Here is a 23,189-nt window from a genome sequence, read left to right on the forward strand (position 1 = left end):
ATAAAAAAGGGGATTTTTCCCCTTGTCTCGTATCCTTAAAACTTCCTAATATTGCCTTCTAAATAGCCAGTACTATGAGAAGCAATCGTCCATTAATAATTATTCCGCTTTCTGTCTTGTTAGTCGTATTAATGGTAATTACAGCTTTTGTAACACCAAAAAAGGAAATTCTCGGCGCTTGGGTATCGCAAGAAAACCCAGCGAACAAATTGGAATTTCATCAAAATGGTATTGGTACATCGTATACCAAAAACACTGAAAGTAAACCCTATCATTACACCGTTTCTACACAATGTGATGAACACAGCCAATATCAATCATTATTTGTAAAAATTATTGATGACGAAGCCAACTCTTCAAAATGTTACGAAGTAAAAGATAGCAACGATCAAGAAGAAGACATTTTAGTGTTGGTGGATATGGAAAACAACGAAGAACATTCATATACGAAAGTATATTAGTTTTTTTATTAAAAGATTGAATCAAGTTCAAGATAACAAGTCATCTAACAATCTAAAAACTTCTGTGTTTACACAAGAAAGAGTCTAACAAATCTAACAACAAAGCACTTCTCGGTACAATTTTTCTTTGAAAAATCACTCGAAATGACGTTTATAAACTTTTCAAGAACTTATAATTCAAAAAACACCTCTCAACAGTAAGAAAAGTCTAAAAGCGCAACAGCGCGTTCTAACAGCACAGCGATCTAATAACGAAGTGGCCTAAAAGCAAAGCGAGTCTATTTCTTATAAAAATTCATTTCATCCACATATTTCCAGACATTGTTTGGTAACAAAGGCATGATATTTTTTTTATCTTTAATTGCGTTTCGAATAAATGTAGAAGAAATCTCCATAATTGGCGCCGCAACTTTATGAATTTTCGGATGATCCGTAAACTGATGTTCTACAATTCCTTCCGAAATACGCGGATACACATACACATTGTGGTTTGCTAAAATAACTTCATAGTTTTTCCATTTGTGCAAACTTTTCAAATTGTCTTCGCCCATAATAAGGCAGAATTCATCTTCCGGATACTTTTCTTGTAAATGCGCTAAGGTGTTTACAGTATAATTTGGTTGCGGTAAGTTAAACTCTATCTTGCTAGGTTTAATTTTTGGATACTCTTCTGTAGCAATCATCACCATTTCATAGCGATGATTATTATCTAGCAACGAACTTTTCTTTTTAAATGGATTATGCGGCGTAACCACCATCCAAATGGCGTCCAAATCACTATATTCTGCCATGTGGTTGGCAATTGCTAAATGTCCAATATGAATAGGGTTGAACGTACCAAAATACAAACCAATTTTCATGCAATTACTTTTTTTTGAGTCCAATAAAATTAGCAACAATCTGTTCAGCTTCAGCTTTGGCGCTATCTAAATTTTCGTTCATCACAATAACATCAAACTGAGGAGCTGTTGCCATTTCTACAGCAGCTTTTGCAACACGCATTTTAATTTTTTCTTCACTTTCAGTCTTTCTACCTTTTAGGCGTACAATCAACTCATTAATGCTTGGTGGCTCTACAAAAACAGTTATAGTTTCTTTAGGAAATTTTCGCTTAATTCGCAATGCGCCTACCACATCAATATCAAAAATGACATTCTTTCCAGCGTCACAAATACGATCAACTTCGGTTTGTAAAGTACCGTAATAATTTTCAGGATATACTTCTTCCCACTCTAAAAACGCATTGTTTTTAATTTTCTGTCTAAAATCTTTCGGAGATAAAAAATAATAATCTTTTCCATCAACTTCATTTCCTCGTTTTTCGCGAGAAGCTGCCGAAATTGAAAACTCTAAATTCAATTCAGGAATACCTAATAAATGATGTACAATAGTTGTTTTTCCAGCGCCAGAAGGTGCTGCAAACACAATTAGTTTTCCTCTTTCCATTACAGGACGTTTAAAAGTTGTTCCTTAATTTTCTCCAATTCGTCTTTCATTTGCACAACCAATTGTTGCATTGGCGCATAATTAGATTTTGAACCAATAGTGTTAATCTCACGGCCAATTTCTTGGGTAATAAAACCTAACTTTTTCCCGTTAGAATCATCAGAATGTAACGATTTTGAAAAATAATCTAAATGATTTGCCAAACGTACTTTTTCTTCTGTGATGTCAAATTTTTCTAAGTAATAAATCAACTCTTGTTCAAAACGATTTTCGTCTACTTGTTCTTTCAAATCATCCAAAGCGCGACGCAAACGTGTTTTTACAGAAACCATGCGTTCATCGTCCATATCAATTACTTTTTGAAGCAACGTAGAAATATTATCTATGCGAAACAAAAAGTCTTTCTCAAGTACTTTTCCTTCTGCAATTCGGTATTCATCCAATTGAGAAATAGCATGTTGCAATGCTTTTTCAATAACATCGAACTCTTTCTCATCAATCTCTTCGCGTTCTGTTTTTAAAGAATCTGGCATTCGTACCACCATTTTCAATAACTCAACATCATCAGCATTTGGCTGTATTTCGCGAAGCTGATTCATATATTCTGTCACAACAGCTTTATTAATTACGGTTGAAGTTTCTTCGGCAGTCATTTCCAAATACAAAGAAAAATCGACCTTTCCACGCAACAATACCTTGGCAATTGTTTTGCGCATGTTCAATTCTTTTTCTCTGTAATACGAAGGAATTCGCGCATTCAAATCCAAACTCTTGCTGTTGAGTGATTTTAACTCAATCGTTATTTTTTTTGTCGGAAGTTGTTCTACAGACTTTCCGAATCCTGTCATAGACTTTATCATACGACAAAAATAGTAAAATTAGTGACAAAGCTTGGCTTTATGTGTTGCTATTCTGTATGTTTAAAGACATTTACTAAAATTATTTTTGCGCTTCCGCAGAACGTTTCAAACAACATTCCAACGATAAACCTACAGAAATACTTCATTTTATCTCATGTTTTTTTATTTTTGAGAAAATTACCTAATGCCATTAATATTATTATCCATTGCTCCAGCGCTGTTGATCATAATTTATATTTACTATAGCGATAAATATGATAAAGAACCGCGGCACCTTCTAATAATCTGTTTTTTATTAGGAGCCATTGGTAGTATATTAATTTCATCGGTCTCTCACTTAATTACCTCACGATTTTATCCTGAATTAGAACTAAAAATTTGGTGGATTCAGCTTTGCAAAGCATTTTTCTTTGTTGCATTGGTAGAAGAGTTTAGCAAATACATCTTTGTACGCTATTTTGCGCAACGGCATAAAGAGTTTGACGAGCCGTACGATGGCATTATGTACGCCGTAATGGTTTCTATGGGTTTTGCAGTAACAGAAAACTTAGCCTACGTGTTTGAAGGCGGTTTAGAAACCGCTATTTACAGAGCGTTTACGGCAGTTCCTGCGCATGCTACTTTCGGAATTATCATGGGGTTTTATATGGGAAAAGCCAAATTTTCCAGAAATCGTATCAAATACAATCTTATGGGATTGGCGTTGGCAACTTTATTTCACGGAGTCTACGATTTCTTTCTCTTTATCAATTACATTCCAGGGATTTCTATTGGAGCTTTTATGTCATTAGCAATCGGAATATTACTGTCGCAAAAAGCCATTCGGACGCACCAACGGAATTCACACTTTAGACCAAAGTAGCAAACTCAAAAGCTCTTTTTTCGTTATAATACGCTTCGCCTTCACCAAAAAAGCCAACATGTCCGCCGTATTTTGGCATTTCTAAATAGAAGTTTTCATTTCCTTCTGCTTCTTCAATAGGAAAGCAGCATTCAGACAAAAACGAATCATTTTTTGCGTTTATTAATAACGTAGGAATCTTAATATTTGGAATAAACTGCTTGGAAGAACACTTCTTATAATAATCGGTAGCGTCTTTATAACCATGTGCTTTAGAAGTATACAAATTATCAATACTTAACATTGAATTTGCGTTTTTAATATCTTCTAATTTAATCAAACTAGGGAAAGAAGCATGTTTGTCTAGTAGCTTTCCTTGTAAACTTTTAATAAACATTCGGTTGTACAAGTAATTTTCGGGACGACTCATTTGATCCAAAGAACCTTTTAACTGGCAAGGAACAGAAATTGCAATAGCAGCTTTAACTTCTTTTGGTACGCGAATAGGTTCGCCTAAATATTTCAACAACAAATTTCCGCCCATACTAAATCCTTTCAAAACAATATGAGAATATTGCGGATGATTGGTTAAAATATGTTCAATAACTTCTCTCAAATCTTCGGAAGCGCCAGCATTATACGCTCTAAATAATCGGTTTGGTTCTCCACTACAGCTTCTAAAATTCATGCCAACAGCATCATATCCATTCCGATTAAAAATCTTAGCAGTTCCTTTAATATACGAACGTTGTGCATTACCTTCTAGGCCATGTAAAATGACAACAAGTTTGGAAACATTCTTATGGTACGCGGCATAACTCCAATCCAAATCTATAAAATCTTGATCGCTCAAGGTAATACGTTCTCGTTTCTGATAAATACCAGAAACAATTCTGTAAAGACCGGCGTGAATAGTGGAAATATGACCGCTTTTAAAAATAAGAGGTGGATTATAATGACTTTTAATTATTGGCATGCTATTTTTGAAAATAAAAAATAAATATAATGTATTTTAAAGAATTTGACATCCGTTGGAGCGATTTAGATGCAAATCGTCACTTAGCCAACTCCGCATATATCAATTTTATGAGCCATACACGCATGGGGTTTTTGATAGAAAACGGCTTCACACAGAGAGAATTAGCCAAAAATAATATTGGCCCTGTAGTGTTTTATGAACACATGTATTATTTTAAAGAAGCATTTGCAGGAAAACCCGTAAAAGTATCATTAGAAGTCGCAGGCTTAAGTGAAGATGGAATGTTTTTCGAATTTCTTCATAATTTTTATGACGCGAACGGAAAAAACTTTGCCAGTTGTGAAATGATGGGCGCTTGGATCGATTTAAAAACACGACAACTCATAGGTTTACCGAATGAATTTAATGAAACTTTACGCAATGTACCACGCGCAAAAACATTCAAAATACTAACCAAAGAAGACACGCGCCGATTTGGTAAAAAGCCTGAAAATTTACAGTAACTATTTGATTGTTAGTGAAAAAAAGCTGCATTTAAGTCACCTAAAAAACTTTAATAACTAACATCAAAATTATGGAAAACGTTAATTGGATTGCGCTTATTGTAGCTGCACTATCTACACTTGTCATCGGATTTTTGTGGTACGGACCGTTATTCGGAAAAGCCTGGATGAAAGAAACAGGCATTACGGAAGCACAAGCACAAAAAGGAATGCCGTTGCGCTTTGGAATCAGTGTTGTTTTAGCTTTTATAGCTGTATTCTTTATCTATGCAAACTCAGTAATCACAGGCGGCTTACCACCAGATGACGTTCATGGCATTGAAGTCACTAAATTTCACACCTTTGGCCATGGAGTTGTACATGGAATTATGGCTGCTTTATTTATGGCAATGCCAGTTTTAGTAACCAATGCTTTGTTTGAGCAAAAATCATTCAAATATATTGATAAACGTCGGATATTGGATTGTCACTTTTGCCATTATGGGCGGAATTGTCAATGCATGGACATAAAAAATAACTGATATGCAAAAAGAAACGTTCTATAAGATACTATTTTATAGAACGTTTCTTTATGCTGTAAAAACAGATTAAATTTATCCTTTCCAAACAGAATGACGCAACCCTATTATATACGGAATTCCTCTAAAAACGGCAATATCTAATCCTTTTCCGCCGCGGCTATATTCAATCCAACGATTCAATCGATGTTTAAAAATTCCGTTATTAATTCCAATCACCCAAACGGTTCCATCTCGGTCACATGTTATCTTTTGTCCAATTCCTCTCCCGCGAATTTGTCTCCAACCCATTCCATTTCCACGCCAAATACTTCCATCTTCTGCTATTATGTACGGAACGCCTCTGTGTGCTGCAATATCAATCGCTTTTCCGCCTCCGGGATATAAATTCCAATTGCGACCATCAAAAGAAAATATATTATTATTCACGCCAATAACCCACAACTGACCATTATCACTGTAAATCTTTTTTCCAAGTCCATTTCCAGGCATCGGAACCCAACCAGAACCTGTTCCTTTCCAAATTCCGTTATTCAATCCAATAATATAAGGTGTTCCGTTGTGTACGGCAATATCCAAAGCCTTTCCGCCACCAGGATACTCTTTCCACAAACGACCGTTAAATGAAAACACACTATTTCTTATGCCAATTACCCACACAGTTCCGTTATCATTATAAATAGCTTTTCCTTTTCCGCCACCGCGAAGTTGTTTCCACGATTGCGCATTTACCGTAGTAAAGCAAAATAATAGTAACACAAATACGTATGTAAATTTTTTCATTGTAGAATTGTTATGGTTGCATCTAAAAATACAAATTTAATGCCATTCAGTAATGATTGGTAAATTACAGTGTGAAAAAAAGCCTTTGAAATAATTATTTCAAAGGCTTTTTTGTATTTGTTGTAATATAAATTGAGCAACGATTCTTAATGTTCATTCAATCTAAAATCTGGATAAGCATCCATTCTATGTTCATGTGCATCAAGACCTTCTAATTCTTCTTTTTCCGAAACTCGAATACCTATTGTTTTTTTCAAAACAAATATGATTAAAAAGGAAGAAGCTAAACATATTGCAGCATAAGATACTACGCCAATTAATTGACTTAAAAATTGTGCGCCACCTGCTAAGTTTCCAAAGATACCAACAGCCAAAGTTCCCCATATTCCGCAAACTAAATGCACCGCAATAGCTCCTACAGGATCATCTAATTTTAATCGATCAATAAGTGATACTGCAAATACAATAATTGCACCAGCTATTGCTCCAATAATAATAGCGTCTGTTGGACTCATTTGGTCAGCACCAGCAGTAATTCCTACCAATCCTCCTAAAATACCATTCAAAAACATAGTTAAGTCTAGGTTCTTAAACTTCAATGTAGATACTAAAGCTGCTACAACACCACCAGCTGCAGCTGCCAAACAAGTTGTTGTTAAGGTTAAAGATGTGGCAGCAGGATCTGCAGATAAAACAGAACCGCCATTAAATCCAAACCAACCTAACCAAAGAATTAAAACTCCGGCAGTTGCTAATGGAATATTATGTCCAGGAATAGCTTGTATTTTTCCTTCTTTAAATTTTCCAATTCTAGAGCCTAATAAGCAAACTGCTACTAAAGCTGCCCAGCCTCCAACAGAATGTACCAAAGTTGAGCCAGCAAAATCATAAAATGGAGTATCTAAAGTTTGTAAAAATCCGCCGCCCCATTTCCACGAACCAGCAATTGGATAAATAAATCCTACATATAAAATTGTAAAAATCATAAAAGGACCAATTTTCATTCGTTCAGCAACTGCACCAGAAACAATAGTAGCTGCTGTGGCTGCAAACATTCCTTGAAATAAAAAGTCAGTCCAATATGTATATCCTTGATTATATGCAAGGTCTAAAGTGTTTGCAGTTGTTAAAGGAGCATCTAATCCAAAACCAGCGAAACCTATAAATCCGTTAAACTCTCCAGGATACATTAAGTTAAACCCAACTATATAGTAGAGTAATAAACCAACCGTAATGATAAATATATTTTTGAATAGAATGTTTATTGTGTTTTTTTGTCTTGTCAATCCTATCTCTAAAAATGCAAATCCTAAATGCATAAAGAAAACAAGAGCTGTACAGATCATCATCCATACATTATTGATAGTTAATAATTCCATAATTCTAATTTTGTAATTTATTTAAGTGTGTTTCCGCCCTTTTCTCCTGTTCGTATTCTGTAAACTTCTTCGATGTGTGAAACGAATACTTTACCATCTCCAACTTCACCAGTAGCGGCAGCTTCGAGAATAGCTTTTATGGTAACTTCTTCAAAATCGTCATTCACAACTATGGACAAATAGCGTCTTTGTATATCGCTAGTGCTATAAGAAACGCCTCTGTATACATGACCTTCTTTTTCATTTCCTAAGCCTGTAACATCCCAATAAGTAAAGAAATTCACACCTACTTCGTGTAGCGCTTTTTTAACTTTAGAAAATTTAGATTTTCTAATAATGGCTTCAATTTTTTTCATACAAAAATTCATTTTTTGATTTTCCGTGAAAACGGAAATCATGTTAATACTTAGTTTGTTTAAAACTTATAAATCGCGGCTAAAACGAATGAACCTAAACTCTTAGTAGCCATTAAATCGGTATCGATAAAGATGTCTTCTGAACCACTATCCAATCTGAATTCAGGCTTGATAATTAAATCTTCATCAATTACATAGCTTCCAGTAAGTGTTATGGCTACAACACTAGGATCATCGTTTACAGCATCACTTTGGGTTTGAAAATATTCTCCACGCAAACCAATTGTTAAGGATTCGGTTGCACTATATTGCGGGTAAATGTCTACTCCGTAAAATCCTTCGCCTTCGTTATCCGCAAAAGCGGCATTAATTCCAATAAAGAAATCTGCGGAAGCATCAAAACCACCTGTGTAGTCTATTTCAAAGCCTAATCCAGCTTTATCGTAAAGTAGATTTAGAAATTGACTCTTATAACCTACTTGCGCGCCAATAGCATAACTTCCGTCAGGATTAAACTCCGTAACATCTGTTTGATTAAAAACACCAAGCATTAAGCTAAAATCTTCTGAAAGTGTAAAATCAGCTTTCAAACCTGTATGTGAAAAAGGTCCGTTAGAAAATAAATAAGAAGTGCTATAATTAAAGTTTCCTGTTGGCGAAATAACTTCATACCCTAAAAAGGTGTTGAATTTTCCAATAGTTAATTTTGTGTTTTCGCTAATATGATAATAAGCAAATAACTGATTTAGTACAGTTGCGCTCGCAGCTTCTCCTCTTGGACCAAAAACCAAATCGGCAACACCTCCAATTTTCCCTTTCTCATACGAAGCAATAATATTTGCCATGCCTAATGAAAAACCAGCCGTATCTGCAAAAGAAGTTGCAGGCGCAATTTGATTGTCATCATTTGGCGCTGTAAAATTTGTTCTGTAATACGCATCTAAGCTTCCTCCGAAAGTGAATTTTTTTTCAGGAATTTCTGTTTTTTCTTGTGCACTTAAAACAAAACTTGCTAAAAGTAACGAGAACATAAATAAGTTTTTCATAAATTTTGAATTGTTAGTTGGTTGGCTTCAAAACTATGTAAACTTAATTTGAACCTATAAAAAAATAGGGTATAAACTTTGATTTTTATCAATATTTAGATTTACACCCTATTTTTTTTAGGGTTTAACTATTTTTATTTGATTTTTTATCAAATCAATAATTAGGTTTTTGAAAAATAATCAGTTTTTACGTTAAAAAAATATCAATACATTAATTAAAGTGTAATTTCGAAAACGTTTTCGTACTATTTGATATTTAATACTGGGATTATTTCAATTTCATATTTCGTAAAATATGTGCTTAAAATTGCTAAATTATCATTTAAAAAGGCTTTAATTATCGATATAGGAAAAGTGTTTCTGCTTTTTTTATTATAAAATTCTTGACTCTATATTAGACATTAAATAAGGAGTAAAAACCCCTAAAATTATTTGATAATGCTAAAGAAACAAGGACTCTATTTGCCAGAATTTGAACATGACAATTGCGGCGCAGGATTTATATGTAGTTTAACTGGAAAGCGTTCAAACGATATTATTCACAAAGCTCTTGAAATTTTAGTAAAACTAGAACATCGTGGCGCCGTAAGTTCGGATGGTGTAACAGGAGATGGCGCAGGTATTCTAATAGATATTCCACATACTTTTTTTGAAAAATCCTGCGATTTTAAACTGCCAAACGCAGGCGAATATGCGGTAAGTAATGTGTTTCTTCCCCAAAAAAATAATCAACGACAGTATTGTATTGATGTTTTTGAAGCTGAAATAAAAAATCAAGGTTTACAATTAATTGGTTGGAGAGATGTGCCCGTAAATAGTAAAGTATTAGGTGAAATTGCTAAAGAAACCGAACCTTTTGTAAAACAACTATTCATTGGGAAATCTGACAAAAAACAATCAGATCAGGAGTTCAACTTAAAGCTATTTGCAGCACGGAAAATTACAGAACATACGATATATGATTCTAAATTATCGGAATCAAAGTTCTTTTATGTGCCGAGCTTATCCACGAAAATTATCATTTTTAAAGGTTTGCTAAAACCAGAACATATCAATGAATACTATTTAGATTTATTTGATGCCGATTTAGATACGCGTTTGGCGTTAGTGCATCAGCGTTTTTCAACCAATACATTTCCTACTTGGGATTTAGCGCAACCTTTCAGATATATCTGTCACAACGGAGAAATAAATACACTTCGCGGAAATGTTTCTCGAATGTTTTCGCGTGAAGAAATTATGGAAAGTCCACTGTTTGGAGATGATATCAAAAAAATAATTCCGACCATATTAAAAGGAAAATCCGATTCTGCAACCTTAGATATGGTGGTGGAATTATTACTCATGACAGGTCGCTCATTGCCAGAAACAATGATGATGTTAGTGCCAGAAGCTTGGGAGAAAAATCCAAACATGTCTGATGCTAAAAAAGCATTTTACGAATATAATTCTTGTTTAATGGAACCTTGGGACGGACCAGCCTCAATTCCATTTACAGATGGAAACTATATTGGAGCCGTTTTAGACAGAAACGGATTGCGTCCATCGCGATATACAGTGACCAAACATGGAAATGTAATCATGTCTTCAGAAACTGGTGTTGTCGATATAAAACCAGAAAATGTAGCATTTCATGGGCGATTAGAACCTGGGAAAATGTTCTTAGTAAATATGAATGAAGGACGAATTGTAAATGATGAAGAACTCAAAGAATCCATCGCAGCAAAACATCCGTATAGAAAATGGTTGAATGAAAACTTAGTCCACTTACGAGATATTTCCGCAAAAAAAGGACCGATCAAATATGAGGAAATTGAACTAAAAAAACGTGAAGTTGTTTTTGGCTATACGCAAGAAGATTTAAACACCATCATTCGTCCAATGGCGCAACTGGCAAAAGAACCAATTGGCTCTATGGGAAGCGATACGCCAATTGCCATTCTTTCAGAAAGACCACAACTAATTTATAACTATTTCAAGCAACTATTCGCACAGGTGACAAATCCGCCGTTAGATGGAGTTCGAGAAGAATTAATTACAGATATCAGCCTCACATTAGGAAGCGATGTAAATCTTTTCGATATCAATGCAGAACACTGTAAAAAACTAAAAATTCAAAACCCTGTCATCTCAAAACACGATTTAGACAAAATTAGAAACTACGATAGCAATCCTAATTTCAAAGTAGAATCTATTTCAATGTTATATGAAGTAAACAGAGGTTTAAACGAATTAGAAATTGCGCTCGAAAATTTAATGCACAAAGCGTCAAAAGCAATTGACAATGGCGCTAATATTATAATTTTATCTGATAGATATGTAGATGAAAAACATGCGCCAATTCCAGCATTATTAGCATGTTCATATTTAAATCATGCGTTACACAAACTCAAAAAACGCTCAAAAATAAGTCTCATCATTGAATCTGCTGAACCACGTGAAGTGCATCATTTTGCCTTACTATTTGGTTTTGGAGCAAGTGCAGTAAATCCGTATATCGTAAATGAAATTGTTGAAAAGCAAGTGTTAGATGGTGATATTACAGAATTAGAATATTTGGCGGCAATCAAAAACTACAACAAAGCGGTTGGAAAAGGGATTCTAAAAGTGATGAACAAAATCGGAATCTCAACACTAAACTCCTATCGCGGATCGCAACTATTTGAATGTATCGGAATCAATTCGACCACAGTCAAAAAATACTTTCCAAACACACCAACACGAATTCAAGGAATTGGCTTGCGCGAAATAGAACAAGAAATTGTAAAGCGCCACAAAAAAGCATTTCAAGTAAATGAAGTCAATACAGACATTGAAGTTGGCGGACAATACAGATGGCGACGCGGACAAGAAAAACATGCATTTAATCCGTTAACGGTGGCAAAATTACAAGAATCGGTACGTACCAATAAAGCCTCTACTTTTAAGGAGTATTCGGAGTTAGTAAACAATCAATCTAAAAGTTTAATGACGATTAGAGGTTTGTTTGAATTTGACCAATACGATCCAATTCCATTAGATGAGGTCGAACCTTGGACAGCAATTGTAAAACGTTTCAAAACAGGTGCTATGTCGTACGGTTCCATCAGTAAAGAAGCGCATGAAAATTTAGCGATTGCGATGAACAGAATTGGTGGAAAATCAAACTCTGGAGAAGGTGGAGAAGATCAAGAACGTTTCTACAAAAGTTCACAAGGCGACTGGAAAAATTCAGCCATCAAACAAGTAGCTTCTGGACGTTTTGGTGTGACTTCAAACTATCTTACTAGCGCGAACGAAATTCAAATCAAAATAGCACAAGGCGCAAAACCAGGAGAAGGCGGACAATTACCTGGACCAAAAGTAAATCCGCAAATTGCAAAAACACGAAACTCAACGCCGTATGTCGGACTTATTTCGCCGCCGCCGCATCACGATATCTATTCCATTGAAGATTTATCACAACTTATATATGATGTAAAATCTGCCAATCGTGAAGCGCGAATCAATGTAAAATTAGTTTCAGAAATTGGTGTCGGAACAGTCGCTGCAGGAGTCGCCAAAGCAAAAGCCGATGTAGTTTTAATTGCTGGTTTTGACGGCGGAACAGGCGCAACACCTTTAACTTCACAAAAACATGCAGGATTGCCTTGGGAATTAGGAATCGCAGAAGCGCAACAAACTTTAGTCATGAACGATTTACGCAACCGAATTGTCTTAGAATGTGACGGACAATTAAAAACAGGTCGCGATGTTGCTATTGCTTGTTTGCTTGGCGCGGAAGAATTTGGTTTTGCAACAGCGCCGTTAGTGGCTTCAGGTTGTATAATGATGCGTGTATGTCACTTAAATACTTGTCCTGTCGGAATTGCGACACAGAATCCAGAACTGCGAAAAAAATTCAAAGGAAAACCAGAACATGTAGTCAATTATATGTATTTCGTGGCGCAAGAATTAAGAGAAATAATGGCAAAACTCGGATTCAAAACAGTGAACGAAATGGTTGGACAAGTACAAAAACTCAACAGAAACAAAGCTATCGAACATTACAAAACTTCGGGAATTGATTTAACACCAATTCTACACAAAGTAGAAGTTTCAGACGATGTAAAACTATACAATACAGAAAAACAAGATCATAACTTAGAAACACATTTAGATTTCAAAATTATCAAGCAAGCGCATCAAGCGTTATTCAGAAGACAAAAAACGGATTTGCAGATGAATATCACTAATATTGATAGAGCAGTTGGCGCGATTGTAAGTAATGAAATCTCAAAAATATACGGCGCAGAAGGTTTGCCAGAAGATACGATCAATATAGATTTTGAAGGTTCTGCGGGACAAAGTTTTGGCGCATTTGCCACAAAAGGAATCAGTATGACAGTTCACGGAAACACGAACGATTACTTGGGTAAAGGATTATCGGGCGCAAAACTCATAATAAAAGTTCCGTCAGCATCGACAATTATTCCTGAAGACAATGTCATCACAGGAAATGTAACCTTATATGGAGCAACTTCTGGAGAAGTTTACATCAATGGAAAAGCTGGCGAGCGTTTTTGTGTGCGAAACTCAGGTGCAAAAGCAGTTGTAGAAGGAATTGGCGATCATGGTTGCGAATATATGACTGGCGGAGTTGCAGTAATTCTTGGGAAAGTAGGACGCAATTTTGGCGCAGGAATGAGTGGAGGAATCGCGTATGTTCTAGCGGAAGACAATACATTTTTCAAAAACTGTAATTCGGAGAGTTTAAATATTGATTCGATAGAATTGAAAGAAGATAAAACGCAATTAAAAGAACTAATAGAAAACCACTACGAAGCTACGTCAAGTCCGTTGGCAAAACGAATATTAAACGATTGGGAAAACTATCTACCAAAATTCATAAAAGTGCTTCCTGAAGAATACAGAAAAGCATTAGTACGATTAAAACAAGAAAAACTTCAAACAGCGTAACACATGGGAAAGATAACAGGATTTTTAGAACACGAACGTCAGGATGAAGCATATCAAGTTCCAACTGAACGTATCAAAAATTACAAAGAATTTACAATTGCGCTTGAAACTGATAAACTTCAAGAGCAAGGTGCGCGTTGTATGGATTGTGGAATTCCATTTTGCCACAGTGGTTGTCCACTTGGAAATCTAATTCCAGATTTCAATGATAAAGTCTATCGTGGAAAATGGAAAGAAGCGGCAGAAATATTACATTCTACCAATAACTTTCCAGAATTCACAGGTCGTTTATGTCCTGCGCCGTGCGAAGAAGCCTGTGTATTGGGAATCAACTCAGCTCCCGTAAGTATTGAAAATATTGAAAAAAATATTGTAGAAACTGCTTTTTCGGAAGGATGGATTGTTGCAAAACCACCAAAAGTACGTACCGAAAAATCAGTTGCAATCATTGGATCTGGTCCAGCCGGTTTGGCAGCAGCACAACAACTCAATCGTGCAGGTCATACAGTAACAGTTTTTGAACGTGATGGAAAAGTGGGCGGATTACTACGTTACGGAATTCCCGATTTTAAAATGGAAAAAAATGTCATTGACAGACGTGTAGAAGTTTTACAAGAAGAAGGAATCATATTTAAAACAAACGCGCATGTTGGTGTAAATATAAGCGCCAATCAACTCAAAGAAGACTTTGATGCCATCTTATTATGTGGCGGAGCTACTGTAAGAAGAAGCATTCCAATTGATGGTTCAGATGCAAAAGGTGTGTATCAGGCAATGGATTTCCTAAAACAAAACAATCAATATGTAGCTGGTTTGCTAAACTTTGATGAAATTATTTCTGCAAAAGGCAAAAAAGTAATCGTTATTGGCGGCGGTGATACAGGTTCAGATTGTATAGGAACTAGCAATCGTCACGGTGCAACTTCGGTCACAAATTTTGAAATATTGAACAAACCAACTATTGGTCGTCCAGCGCATCAACCTTGGCCGTATTGGCCGATGAGACTCAAAGAAACATCGTCGCATCAAGAAGGTGTAGAACGCTTTTTTAGTGTTTCTACAAAGAAATTTATTAGTGATATCAACGGAAACTTAACAGGTTTAAAAACGGTAGCAGTTGAATGGATTTTCAAAAAAGGCGAACGACCAGAACTCAAAGAAATTCCAAACACAGAAAAACAGTGGGATTGCGATTTAGTATTGCTCGCTTTAGGTTTTACAGGAGCAGAAAAAACCTTGGCAGAAGCGTTTGAATTAGATATGCAAATGAACAATATCAAAGCAACCACAAAAAACTATGCTACCAACCAAGCAGGAATATTTACGGCTGGTGACATGCGCAGAGGACAATCGTTAATCGTTTGGGCAATTTCAGAAGGTCGCCAAGCGGCACATCATGTAGATGCGTTTTTAATGGGAAGTTCTAATTTGCCTTTGAAAGATGGGAATGATTTGCCGAGAGTATAAGCTAAGTTTATTAGTCGTGTAACTTGCATTTAGATTCTTTTAATGATGTATCACAAGCGTAGTATTTGAATAGGAAACGTTTAACAGTTTCGGCAAAGCATAAACATTAGATTTTAAGTAAGTTTGCAGTTACTTACTTGTATTTAATAGTTGCTGTAAACTTTAAAATGATAAAAACAGAAAATCTTACATTTCATTACAAACAGAAAGGACATACATTTCACTTTCCAGATTTTGCTTTAGAAGAGCAAGAAAATCTTCTTATTTTAGGTAAATCGGGAATAGGAAAAACGACACTTTTGCATCTTTTAGCGGGTTTATTAAAGCCAGTTAACGGAAATGTATTCATTGATGGTGTAAATATTACTTCCTTATCTTCAAGTAAATTAGATACATTTAGAGGACAAAATATTGGACTTGTATTTCAAAAAAATCATGCCGTACAATCATTAAGCGTTTTTGAAAATCTACAGGCGCGTCTTTTTTTCAGCAAGAAAACTAGTAATACAACAATTATTGATGCCTTATTAACAGAATTAGGTCTCATCGAATATAAAAACCGTAAAGTAAATGCATTAAGCGAAGGACAATTACAACGTTTGGGTATTGCGCTATCGGTAATACACAATCCGAAAGTTATTTTGGCTGATGAACCTACCTCAAGTTTAGACGATGAAAACTGTAGTATTGTTATTGAACTCCTTAAAAGACAAGCAATGCAGTCCAATGCAAATCTAATTGTCATTACGCACGACCATAGAGTCAAATCATCATTTTCAAATACAATTACATTATGATGCTTTGGAAAATTAGCCTACAAAATATTAAAACCAAACCTTTATATACTTTCTTAAGTATCTTTATTTTGGGATTAAGTATTGCGCTTCTCTTAGGAATTCAGCAATTGAAGTCTTCTTTCAAATATCAGATGGAAAACAACTTAGGAGACATTGATTTGGTCATTGGAGCAAAAGGAAGTCCTTTACAATTGGTATTGTCTTCGGTATTGCATTTAGACAATCCTACGGGAAATATTCCATACAAAGAAGCAAAAAGAATACGTAAAAATCGATTAATAAAACGTGCTGTTCCAATTTCGTATGGTGATAACTATAAAGGATATAAAATCGTTGGAACAACTGACGAGTTTCCAAAAATGTACAATGCTGAACTAGAAAAAGGACGTTTTATAGAAAATTCAATGGAAGTTGTCTTAGGGCATACGGTTGCAACAAAACTTCAACTTACCATAGGAGACACATTTTTAAGTTCGCATGGACTCATAGACAATAATATTGATGTGCACAATGAAGAATTAATCGTAGTAGGTATTTTAAAACCTACACAAAAAGTGATAGATCGACTCATTATTACCAATCTAGAAAGTATATGGGACGTACATGATCATAGTGATGGCGATTCGCATGCACATGAAGATCATGAGGAAAAGGAAATTACTTCCTTATTGGTTTCATTTAGAAGTCCTACAGGGTTTTTAATGATTCCAAGAAACATCAATAAAAATACAAACATGCAAGCAGCATTGCCAAAATATGAACTTGATAAACTATACGAATATACAGGTGTCGGATTTAAAACAATTTCTTGGATTGCTTACATCATTCTTGTCATCTCAAGTATCATAATTTTTATAAGTTTGTATAAAATGGTGAAAGAACGCTCGTTTGATTTGGCACTTTTGCGAGTATATGGTGCCAAAAAAAATCAATTGATAAAAATAATTGCATACGAAGGATTCATTATTGTAGGTATTGCTTTTATAGTAGGTTTTGCACTTTCACAAATTGGACTGTATTTTATGGTCAATAGTATGGAAGCTGGAAACAGTCAAAAAATCCTTCAAAACATACCATTTTATGAACTTTTTCAAGTAGGAATGCTAGTATTAGGAATGATAATTGCTGCTATTTTACTGGCTATATATCCGATTACTAAAATGAATATATCAACAATCTTAAGCAATGAAAAATAAACTTCTAATTACCTTAATACTACTCACATCTGCTTTGAGTTTTGCTCAAAAGAAAATAACTTGGGAAGATTTAGCTAAGGTTAAGTATGAAAAAAAATATTTGCCTGCTCAAGATGAATATTTCGATTATCCGAATTTTTCTCCTTCAGTAAAAGCTTTAGAAGGGAAAAAAGTCATCATAGTTGGCTACTTCTTAAACATTGATCCCAAAGGAGAACTATTTGTATTATCTAAAGGACCAATGGCTTCTTGTTTTTTTTGCGGAATTGGTGGTCCCGAAACTGCTATAGAAATACAATTTACTTCCAAACCAACCTATAAAACCGACGATATTGTCATCATTACTGGAATTTTAAAACTCAATAGTGATGACATCGAACATTTCAATTACATACTCACAGAAAGTACTGGAGAAATTATAAACTAAAAAAAATAATAGAACTGCAAAGACAGAAAAACCAACAACATTTTTCAAGCATAAATTAGGAATTCAACAAAACTTTTACAATATTTGGTATAACAAATGAACAAACAAATTATACATATCATTGCTATTAATGTCATTGTGATTCGCTCACGGAGATAAGGAATGCTATATATAATTTCACTATAAATTACAAAGCCTTCCTTAATCGGGAAGGCTTTTTTTATTTAGTGAAACTCAGTTTTGAGAAGTCCGAAAGGTGAAATCAAAAGTTCGTCAAACCGAACTTGATTCGGTTTCTCATAACAGTAAAAACTATTTCGTTTGATTCTGAATCAAGTTCAGAATGACGTTTAAAATAACAAGCAATGAACAAAATAACAAGCATTATCGTCATCGTCATTATAATTATGAACTCCACCTGAGTTGATACGATTTGCTATATAAATAAAAGCCTGTATCAACTATGATACAGGCTTTTATCTTTTAGTGAAACTCAGTTTAGAGAAGTCTGAAAGATGCACTCAAAACTACAAGTTGAACAAATCCCGCTAAAAATCGAGATCTCACAAATAAAAAACAGTTGTTGAGTGTTGTATTTGATAATATTTAAAATACTGAAAAACAAATGGTTAAATCAATAAAACAACAATTGGTTTTAGTGAAATAAACAAAACAGAACACAAAAAAAAACAGAATAAAATTAAATTCGAATCATAATAACAAGAAACATGTATTATACAAAAGACAGTATCATTTACCACAACGGTACATTCATGCATCCAGAAAAGGCTTCCGGAAACATGTACAGTCAAGCATTGCACTATGGAAATGGCGTTTTTGAAGGAATCAGAGCATACAAAACGAAATTTGGTGCAAAAATTTTCAAAGCAAACGAACATTACGAACGCCTAAAATATGGCGCTGAGGTCATGGGAATTCCGTTCAACCATTCCATTGAAGAATTAACAGAAATCACATACCAATTACTAGAAAAAAATAACCTACAAGACGCATACATTCGACCAATTCTAACCACAGGTTCAAACATGAGTTTACTAACTTCTGACGAATCGGTTCTCACAATCCAATGTTGGGAATGGGGAAAATATATGGGCGACAAACTACTCAAAGTAAAAACGTCGCGTTTCGAACGTCCAAATCCAAAATCATGTTTTGTAGAAGCAAAAATCACAGGACACTATACAAACTCCATTCTATCTACGAATGAAGCAAAAAATGCAGGCTACGACGAAGCGTTATTATTAGACATGAACGGAAACGTAGCAGAATGTTCTGGTGCAAACGTATTCATGGAAAAAGACGGCAAACTCTATACGCCAAAACGCGGACACATCATGGCAGGAATCACGCGTTCTACAATTATCGAAATCTGTAACGAAGAAGGTTTCTCAATAGAAGAAAAAGAATTCACATTACAAGAATTAAAACAAGCAGACAGCGCATTCTTTACAGGAACTGCCGCTGAAGTTGTTGGGTTGGAATCGTTAGATGAATACAAATTTCCACTTTCGTGGGAAGCGTCACTCGGTTACAAACTGATGAAACTCTACAAACAAGAAGTACTTTGCGAACGCTCCAAAAAACTATCAAAAGCAGGATGAACAACTTAAATAAATACAGCAAAACAGTCACGCAAGATCCAACGCAACCAGCGGCGCAAGCTATGCTACATGCCATCGGATTAACGAAAGAAGACTTTTTTAAACCCATCATCGGAATTGCAAGTACAGGATACGAAGGAAATCCATGCAACATGCACTTAAACGATTTGGCAAAGCTGGCAAAACAAGGAACAAAAAACGAAGATATCATTGGCTTAATATTCAATACAATCGGCGTAAGTGACGGAATTTCTATGGGAACACCAGGAATGCGTTATTCGTTACCTTCACGCGATATCATTGCCGATTCTATGGAAACGGTTGTACAAGCAATGAGTTACGACGGACTCATCACGGTTGTTGGTTGTGACAAAAATATGCCTGGTGCATTAATGGCAATGATTCGCTTAGATCGTCCAAGTATTCTCGTATACGGAGGAACCATTGATTCAGGTTGTCACAACGGAAAAAAACTCGATGTCGTTTCTGCTTTTGAAGCCTGGGGAAGCAAAGTTGCAGGAACCATGGACGAAACTGAATATCAAAGTATTGTTGAAAAAGCATGTCCTGGTGCTGGCGCTTGTGGCGGAATGTATACAGCAAATACGATGGCGTCTGCAATAGAAGCGTTGGGAATGACATTACCTTTCAACTCGTCAAATCCTGCGTTGAGTGATGCTAAAAAGCAAGAATCAATTGCAGCAGGTGAAGCAATGCGTGTTTTATTAGAAAAGGATATCAAACCATCAGATATTATTACGCGTAAATCTTTAGAAAATGCAGTGCGTTTGGTAACGATTCTTGGCGGATCAACCAATGCAGTATTGCACTTCTTAGCAATTGCAAGAGCTGCACAAATCGATTTCACACTCAAAGACTTTCAAAAAATAAGTGATACAACACCATTCTTGGCAGACTTAAAACCAAGTGGAAAATATCTTATGGAAGATGTGCATGCGGTTGGCGGAATTCCTGCAGTATTAAAATATCTACTCAAAAAAGGATTAATTCACGGTGATTGTATGACTGTAACAGGAAAAACAATTGCTGAAAACTTATTAGATGTTGACGATTTAAAAGAAGGGCAAGATGTAATCAAACCAATTGAAGATCCAATAAAAATATCAGGACACTTACGCATGTTATACGGAAACTTAGCATGTGATGGAAGTGTCGCAAAAATCACAGGAAAAGAAGGTTTAAAATTCTCTGGAAAAGCAAAAGTATTTGAAGGCGAATACGAAGCCAATGACGGAATTCGTGATGGAAAAGTAGAAAAAGGAGATGTCGTTGTCATTCGTTATGAAGGACCAAAAGGCGGACCAGGAATGCCAGAAATGCTAAAACCAACTGCCGCAATTATGGGCGCTGGTTTAGGAAAAGATGTCGCACTAATTACGGACGGACGTTTTTCAGGCGGAACACATGGTTTTGTCGTCGGACACATTACTCCAGAAGCACAAGAAGGCGGAACGCTAGCATTAGTAAAAGATGGAGACATTATCACAATTGATGCAGAAACGAACACCATACGATTGGAAGTCTATGAAGAAGAACTTCAAGAACGTAGAAAACAATGGAAAGCACCCGAACTCAAATTTGAACGCGGTGTATTATACAAATATGCAAAAACAGTTTCATCCGCATCCAAAGGTTGTGTAACTGACGAATTCTGAAAGAATTCTTTTGTCATTCCCGCGTAGGCGGGAATCTCATAATAGGAATTCCCATACGTCATAGTATACACATTTGAGACAATATTGAAACGTAAATAAAAAACAGTAGCATTTAAAATAGATTCCGCATCAAGTACGGAATGACAATAAAAATCAAAACTATGGAAACAAAAGCCATACAAAAAGCAAAGGAAACACTTCAACAAACAGAGCGTATTTCTGGAAGTGAAGCCATCATAAAATGTCTATTAGCAGAAGGCGTAAAAACTCTCTACGGATATCCTGGCGGCGCAATTATGCCAGTTTATGACGAATTATACAAATACCAAGATCAAATTCATCATGTATTAACGAGACATGAGCAAGGTGCAACACATGCCGCGCAAGGATACGCAAGAATTTCTGGTGAAGTTGGTGTAGCAATTGCAACATCAGGTCCAGGAGCAACCAACCTAATCACGGGAATTGCCGACGCACAAATCGACTCAACACCAATGGTTTGTATTACTGGGCAAGTCGCTTCACATTTACTAGGAAGTGATGCATTTCAGGAAACGGATATTGTCGGTATTTCTACGCCTGTAACCAAATGGAATCACCAAATAACAAAAGCTTCTGAAATTCCAGAAGTCATGGCAAAAGCATTTTACATTGCCAAAAGTGGTCGCCCAGGTCCTGTATTGATTGACATTACAAAAGATGCGCAATTTGAAGAATTTGACTTTGCATACAAAAAATGTACAGGAATTCGCAGTTACAAAGCAGTTCCTGAAATTGATAAAAATGCTATTTCCGCTGCCGCAGAATTGATAAATGCCGCTAAAAAGCCAATGATAGTTTGGGGACAAGGCGTCATTTTGGGTAAAGCCGAAGCAGAATTTAAAGCATTCATAGAAAAAGCTGGAATTCCGTCTGCATGGACAATTTTGGGCGTTTCTGCAATTCCAACGGAACATCCGTTAAATGTCGGAATGGTAGGAATGCACGGAAATTATGCACCAAATGTATTAACAAATCAATGCGATTTGTTAATTGCTATCGGAATGCGTTTTGATGATCGTGTAACAGGAAATTTAGAAAAATATGCCAAACAAGCAAAAGTAATTCACTTTGAAATTGATCCTGCGGAGATTGATAAAAATGTAAAAACAAACGTGGCTGTTCTAGGTGATGCTAAAGCAAGCTTGGCGGAAATTTTACCGCTAATCAAAGAAAAAACACATGCTATTTGGAGACGCGCTTTCGATGATTTATATGCAATTGAATATGAAAAAGTCATCAAAAACGATTTGCATCCAACCAAAGAAGGACTAACAATGGGCGAAGTGATGAACGAAATTAACATCCAAAGCAAAGGCGAAGCAGCAATTGTTTCTGATGTTGGTCAGCATCAAATGATTGCCTGTCGTTATGCAAAATTCAATCAGACAAAAAGTAACATTACCTCTGGCGGATTGGGAACCATGGGATTTGGGTTGCCAGCCGCAATTGGTGCAAAAATGGCAGCTCCAGAACGCGAAGTCGTGTGTGTTTGTGGTGATGGCGGTTACCAAATGACGATTCAAGAATTAGGAACCATCTTTCAGCAAAAAGCTGCGGTAAAAATTGTGGTGTTAAATAATGAATTCTTAGGAATGGTGCGTCAGTGGCAACAGTTGTTTTTTGACAAACGATATGCATCTACCGAAATGAAAAATCCAGATTTTGTAGCGATTGCAAAAGGCTATCATTTAAACGCACGACGTGTTACTAAACGAGACGAATTAGCGGAAGCGGTACAAGAAATGATGCAAAGCAAAGAAGCGTATTTTTTAGAAGTATGTGTAGAAAAAGAAGATAATGTATTTCCAATGATTCCAACAGGAGCATCGGTTTCAGAAATAAGATTGAGTTA

Annotated in this window: 20 protein-coding genes; 12 read left to right on the forward strand and 8 right to left on the reverse strand. The window is 35.6% G+C overall.

Translation table 11 applies throughout. From position 1 onward, the window contains the following. The first annotated feature begins 74 nt into the window (after positions 1-74). The gene (locus AB8B65_RS04040) at positions 75-461 is read left to right on the forward strand and encodes a hypothetical protein (RefSeq protein WP_405299572.1); all 387 of its coding nucleotides are present in this window, start codon (positions 75-77) and stop codon (positions 459-461) included. A 278-nt stretch (positions 462-739) separates the two neighbouring features. Here AB8B65_RS04040 and nadD read toward each other — a convergent pair whose 3' ends face one another. From nadD to AB8B65_RS04055, 3 genes are read right to left on the reverse strand one after another with little or no spacing between them, the layout of a single operon-like run. Then, complete coding sequence (gene nadD / locus AB8B65_RS04045) at positions 740-1,321, reverse strand: nicotinate (nicotinamide) nucleotide adenylyltransferase (protein ID WP_405299573.1); 582 nt, start codon at positions 1,319-1,321, stop codon at positions 740-742. Between the two features lie 4 nt (positions 1,322-1,325). Beyond that, entirely contained in the window at positions 1,326-1,907 is a 582-nt protein-coding gene (gmk, locus tag AB8B65_RS04050) for a guanylate kinase (RefSeq protein ID WP_405299574.1), read from the reverse strand. Further along, positions 1,907-2,767, reverse strand: a complete 861-nt coding sequence (locus AB8B65_RS04055) for a YicC/YloC family endoribonuclease (RefSeq protein ID WP_405299575.1) — start codon at positions 2,765-2,767, stop codon at positions 1,907-1,909. Before AB8B65_RS04055 ends, gmk begins: the two co-directional genes overlap by 1 nt. Before the next feature lie 184 nt (positions 2,768-2,951). On the opposite strand from AB8B65_RS04055, the gene AB8B65_RS04060 reads away from it, so the two are divergent. Next, positions 2,952-3,629, forward strand: coding sequence for a PrsW family intramembrane metalloprotease (locus AB8B65_RS04060; protein ID WP_405299576.1), 678 nt, complete (start codon positions 2,952-2,954; stop codon positions 3,627-3,629). Here the strand turns inward: AB8B65_RS04060 and AB8B65_RS04065 are convergent. Then, positions 3,616-4,584: a YheT family hydrolase gene (locus AB8B65_RS04065; protein ID WP_405299577.1), complete on the reverse strand. Its 969-nt coding sequence runs from the start codon at positions 4,582-4,584 to the stop codon at positions 3,616-3,618. The genes AB8B65_RS04060 and AB8B65_RS04065 overlap by 14 nt on opposite strands. 29 nt (positions 4,585-4,613) lie before the next feature. Here AB8B65_RS04065 and AB8B65_RS04070 point away from each other — a divergent pair, with 29 nt between their 5' ends. Next, entirely contained in the window at positions 4,614-5,090 is a 477-nt protein-coding gene (locus AB8B65_RS04070; protein WP_405299578.1) for an acyl-CoA thioesterase, read from the forward strand. A 71-nt stretch (positions 5,091-5,161) separates the two neighbouring features. Continuing rightward, complete coding sequence (locus AB8B65_RS04075; RefSeq protein WP_405299579.1) at positions 5,162-5,611, forward strand: DUF1761 domain-containing protein; 450 nt, start codon at positions 5,162-5,164, stop codon at positions 5,609-5,611. A gap of 72 nt (positions 5,612-5,683) precedes the next feature. Here the strand turns inward: AB8B65_RS04075 and AB8B65_RS04080 are convergent, their stop codons facing one another. The 4 genes from AB8B65_RS04080 to AB8B65_RS04095 form a co-directional block, all read right to left on the reverse strand. Then, complete coding sequence (locus AB8B65_RS04080) at positions 5,684-6,391, reverse strand: hypothetical protein (protein ID WP_405299580.1); 708 nt, start codon at positions 6,389-6,391, stop codon at positions 5,684-5,686. 146 nt (positions 6,392-6,537) lie between these two features. Beyond that, complete coding sequence (locus AB8B65_RS04085; RefSeq protein WP_405299581.1) at positions 6,538-7,770, reverse strand: ammonium transporter; 1,233 nt, start codon at positions 7,768-7,770, stop codon at positions 6,538-6,540. 17 nt (positions 7,771-7,787) lie between these two features. Next, positions 7,788-8,126 carry a P-II family nitrogen regulator gene (locus AB8B65_RS04090; protein ID WP_405299582.1) on the reverse strand — a complete coding sequence of 113 codons (339 nt, stop codon included), beginning with the start codon at positions 8,124-8,126 and terminating at the stop codon, positions 7,788-7,790. 59 nt (positions 8,127-8,185) lie between these two features. Further along, positions 8,186-9,172 (reverse strand): outer membrane beta-barrel protein, encoded by a 987-nt coding sequence (locus tag AB8B65_RS04095; protein WP_405299583.1) that lies wholly within the window; start codon positions 9,170-9,172, stop codon positions 8,186-8,188. Positions 9,173-9,610: 438 nt separating this feature from the next. On the opposite strand from AB8B65_RS04095, the gene gltB reads away from it, so the two are divergent. The 8 genes from gltB to ilvB all read left to right on the forward strand — a co-directional run. After that, positions 9,611-14,110, forward strand: a complete 4,500-nt coding sequence (gltB, locus tag AB8B65_RS04100) for a glutamate synthase large subunit (protein ID WP_405299584.1) — start codon at positions 9,611-9,613, stop codon at positions 14,108-14,110. 3 nt (positions 14,111-14,113) lie between these two features. Continuing rightward, entirely contained in the window at positions 14,114-15,577 is a 1,464-nt protein-coding gene (locus tag AB8B65_RS04105) for a glutamate synthase subunit beta (protein WP_405299585.1), read from the forward strand. A 167-nt stretch (positions 15,578-15,744) separates the two neighbouring features. After that, positions 15,745-16,374, forward strand: coding sequence for an ATP-binding cassette domain-containing protein (locus AB8B65_RS04110; protein WP_405299586.1), 630 nt, complete (start codon positions 15,745-15,747; stop codon positions 16,372-16,374). Continuing rightward, positions 16,371-17,570, forward strand: a complete 1,200-nt coding sequence (locus tag AB8B65_RS04115) for an ABC transporter permease (RefSeq protein WP_405299587.1) — start codon at positions 16,371-16,373, stop codon at positions 17,568-17,570. The genes AB8B65_RS04110 and AB8B65_RS04115 overlap by 4 nt, the downstream gene beginning before the upstream one ends. Then, the gene (locus AB8B65_RS04120; RefSeq protein WP_405299588.1) at positions 17,560-17,997 is read left to right on the forward strand and encodes a hypothetical protein; all 438 of its coding nucleotides are present in this window, start codon (positions 17,560-17,562) and stop codon (positions 17,995-17,997) included. The genes AB8B65_RS04115 and AB8B65_RS04120 overlap by 11 nt, the downstream gene beginning before the upstream one ends. 728 nt (positions 17,998-18,725) lie before the next feature. Next, the gene (locus tag AB8B65_RS04125; protein ID WP_405299589.1) at positions 18,726-19,619 is read left to right on the forward strand and encodes a branched-chain amino acid transaminase; all 894 of its coding nucleotides are present in this window, start codon (positions 18,726-18,728) and stop codon (positions 19,617-19,619) included. Next, complete coding sequence (gene ilvD, locus AB8B65_RS04130) at positions 19,616-21,295, forward strand: dihydroxy-acid dehydratase (RefSeq protein WP_405299590.1); 1,680 nt, start codon at positions 19,616-19,618, stop codon at positions 21,293-21,295. Before AB8B65_RS04125 ends, ilvD begins: the two co-directional genes overlap by 4 nt. Before the next feature lie 161 nt (positions 21,296-21,456). Further along, positions 21,457-23,189, forward strand: a 1,733-nt coding sequence (gene ilvB, locus AB8B65_RS04135; protein ID WP_405299591.1) for a biosynthetic-type acetolactate synthase large subunit, incomplete at its 3' end; no start/stop codon positions are given.

Source organism: Kordia sp., assembly GCF_045105435.1.
In the GTDB taxonomy this organism is placed as follows: Bacteria; Bacteroidota; Bacteroidia; order Flavobacteriales; family Flavobacteriaceae; genus Kordia.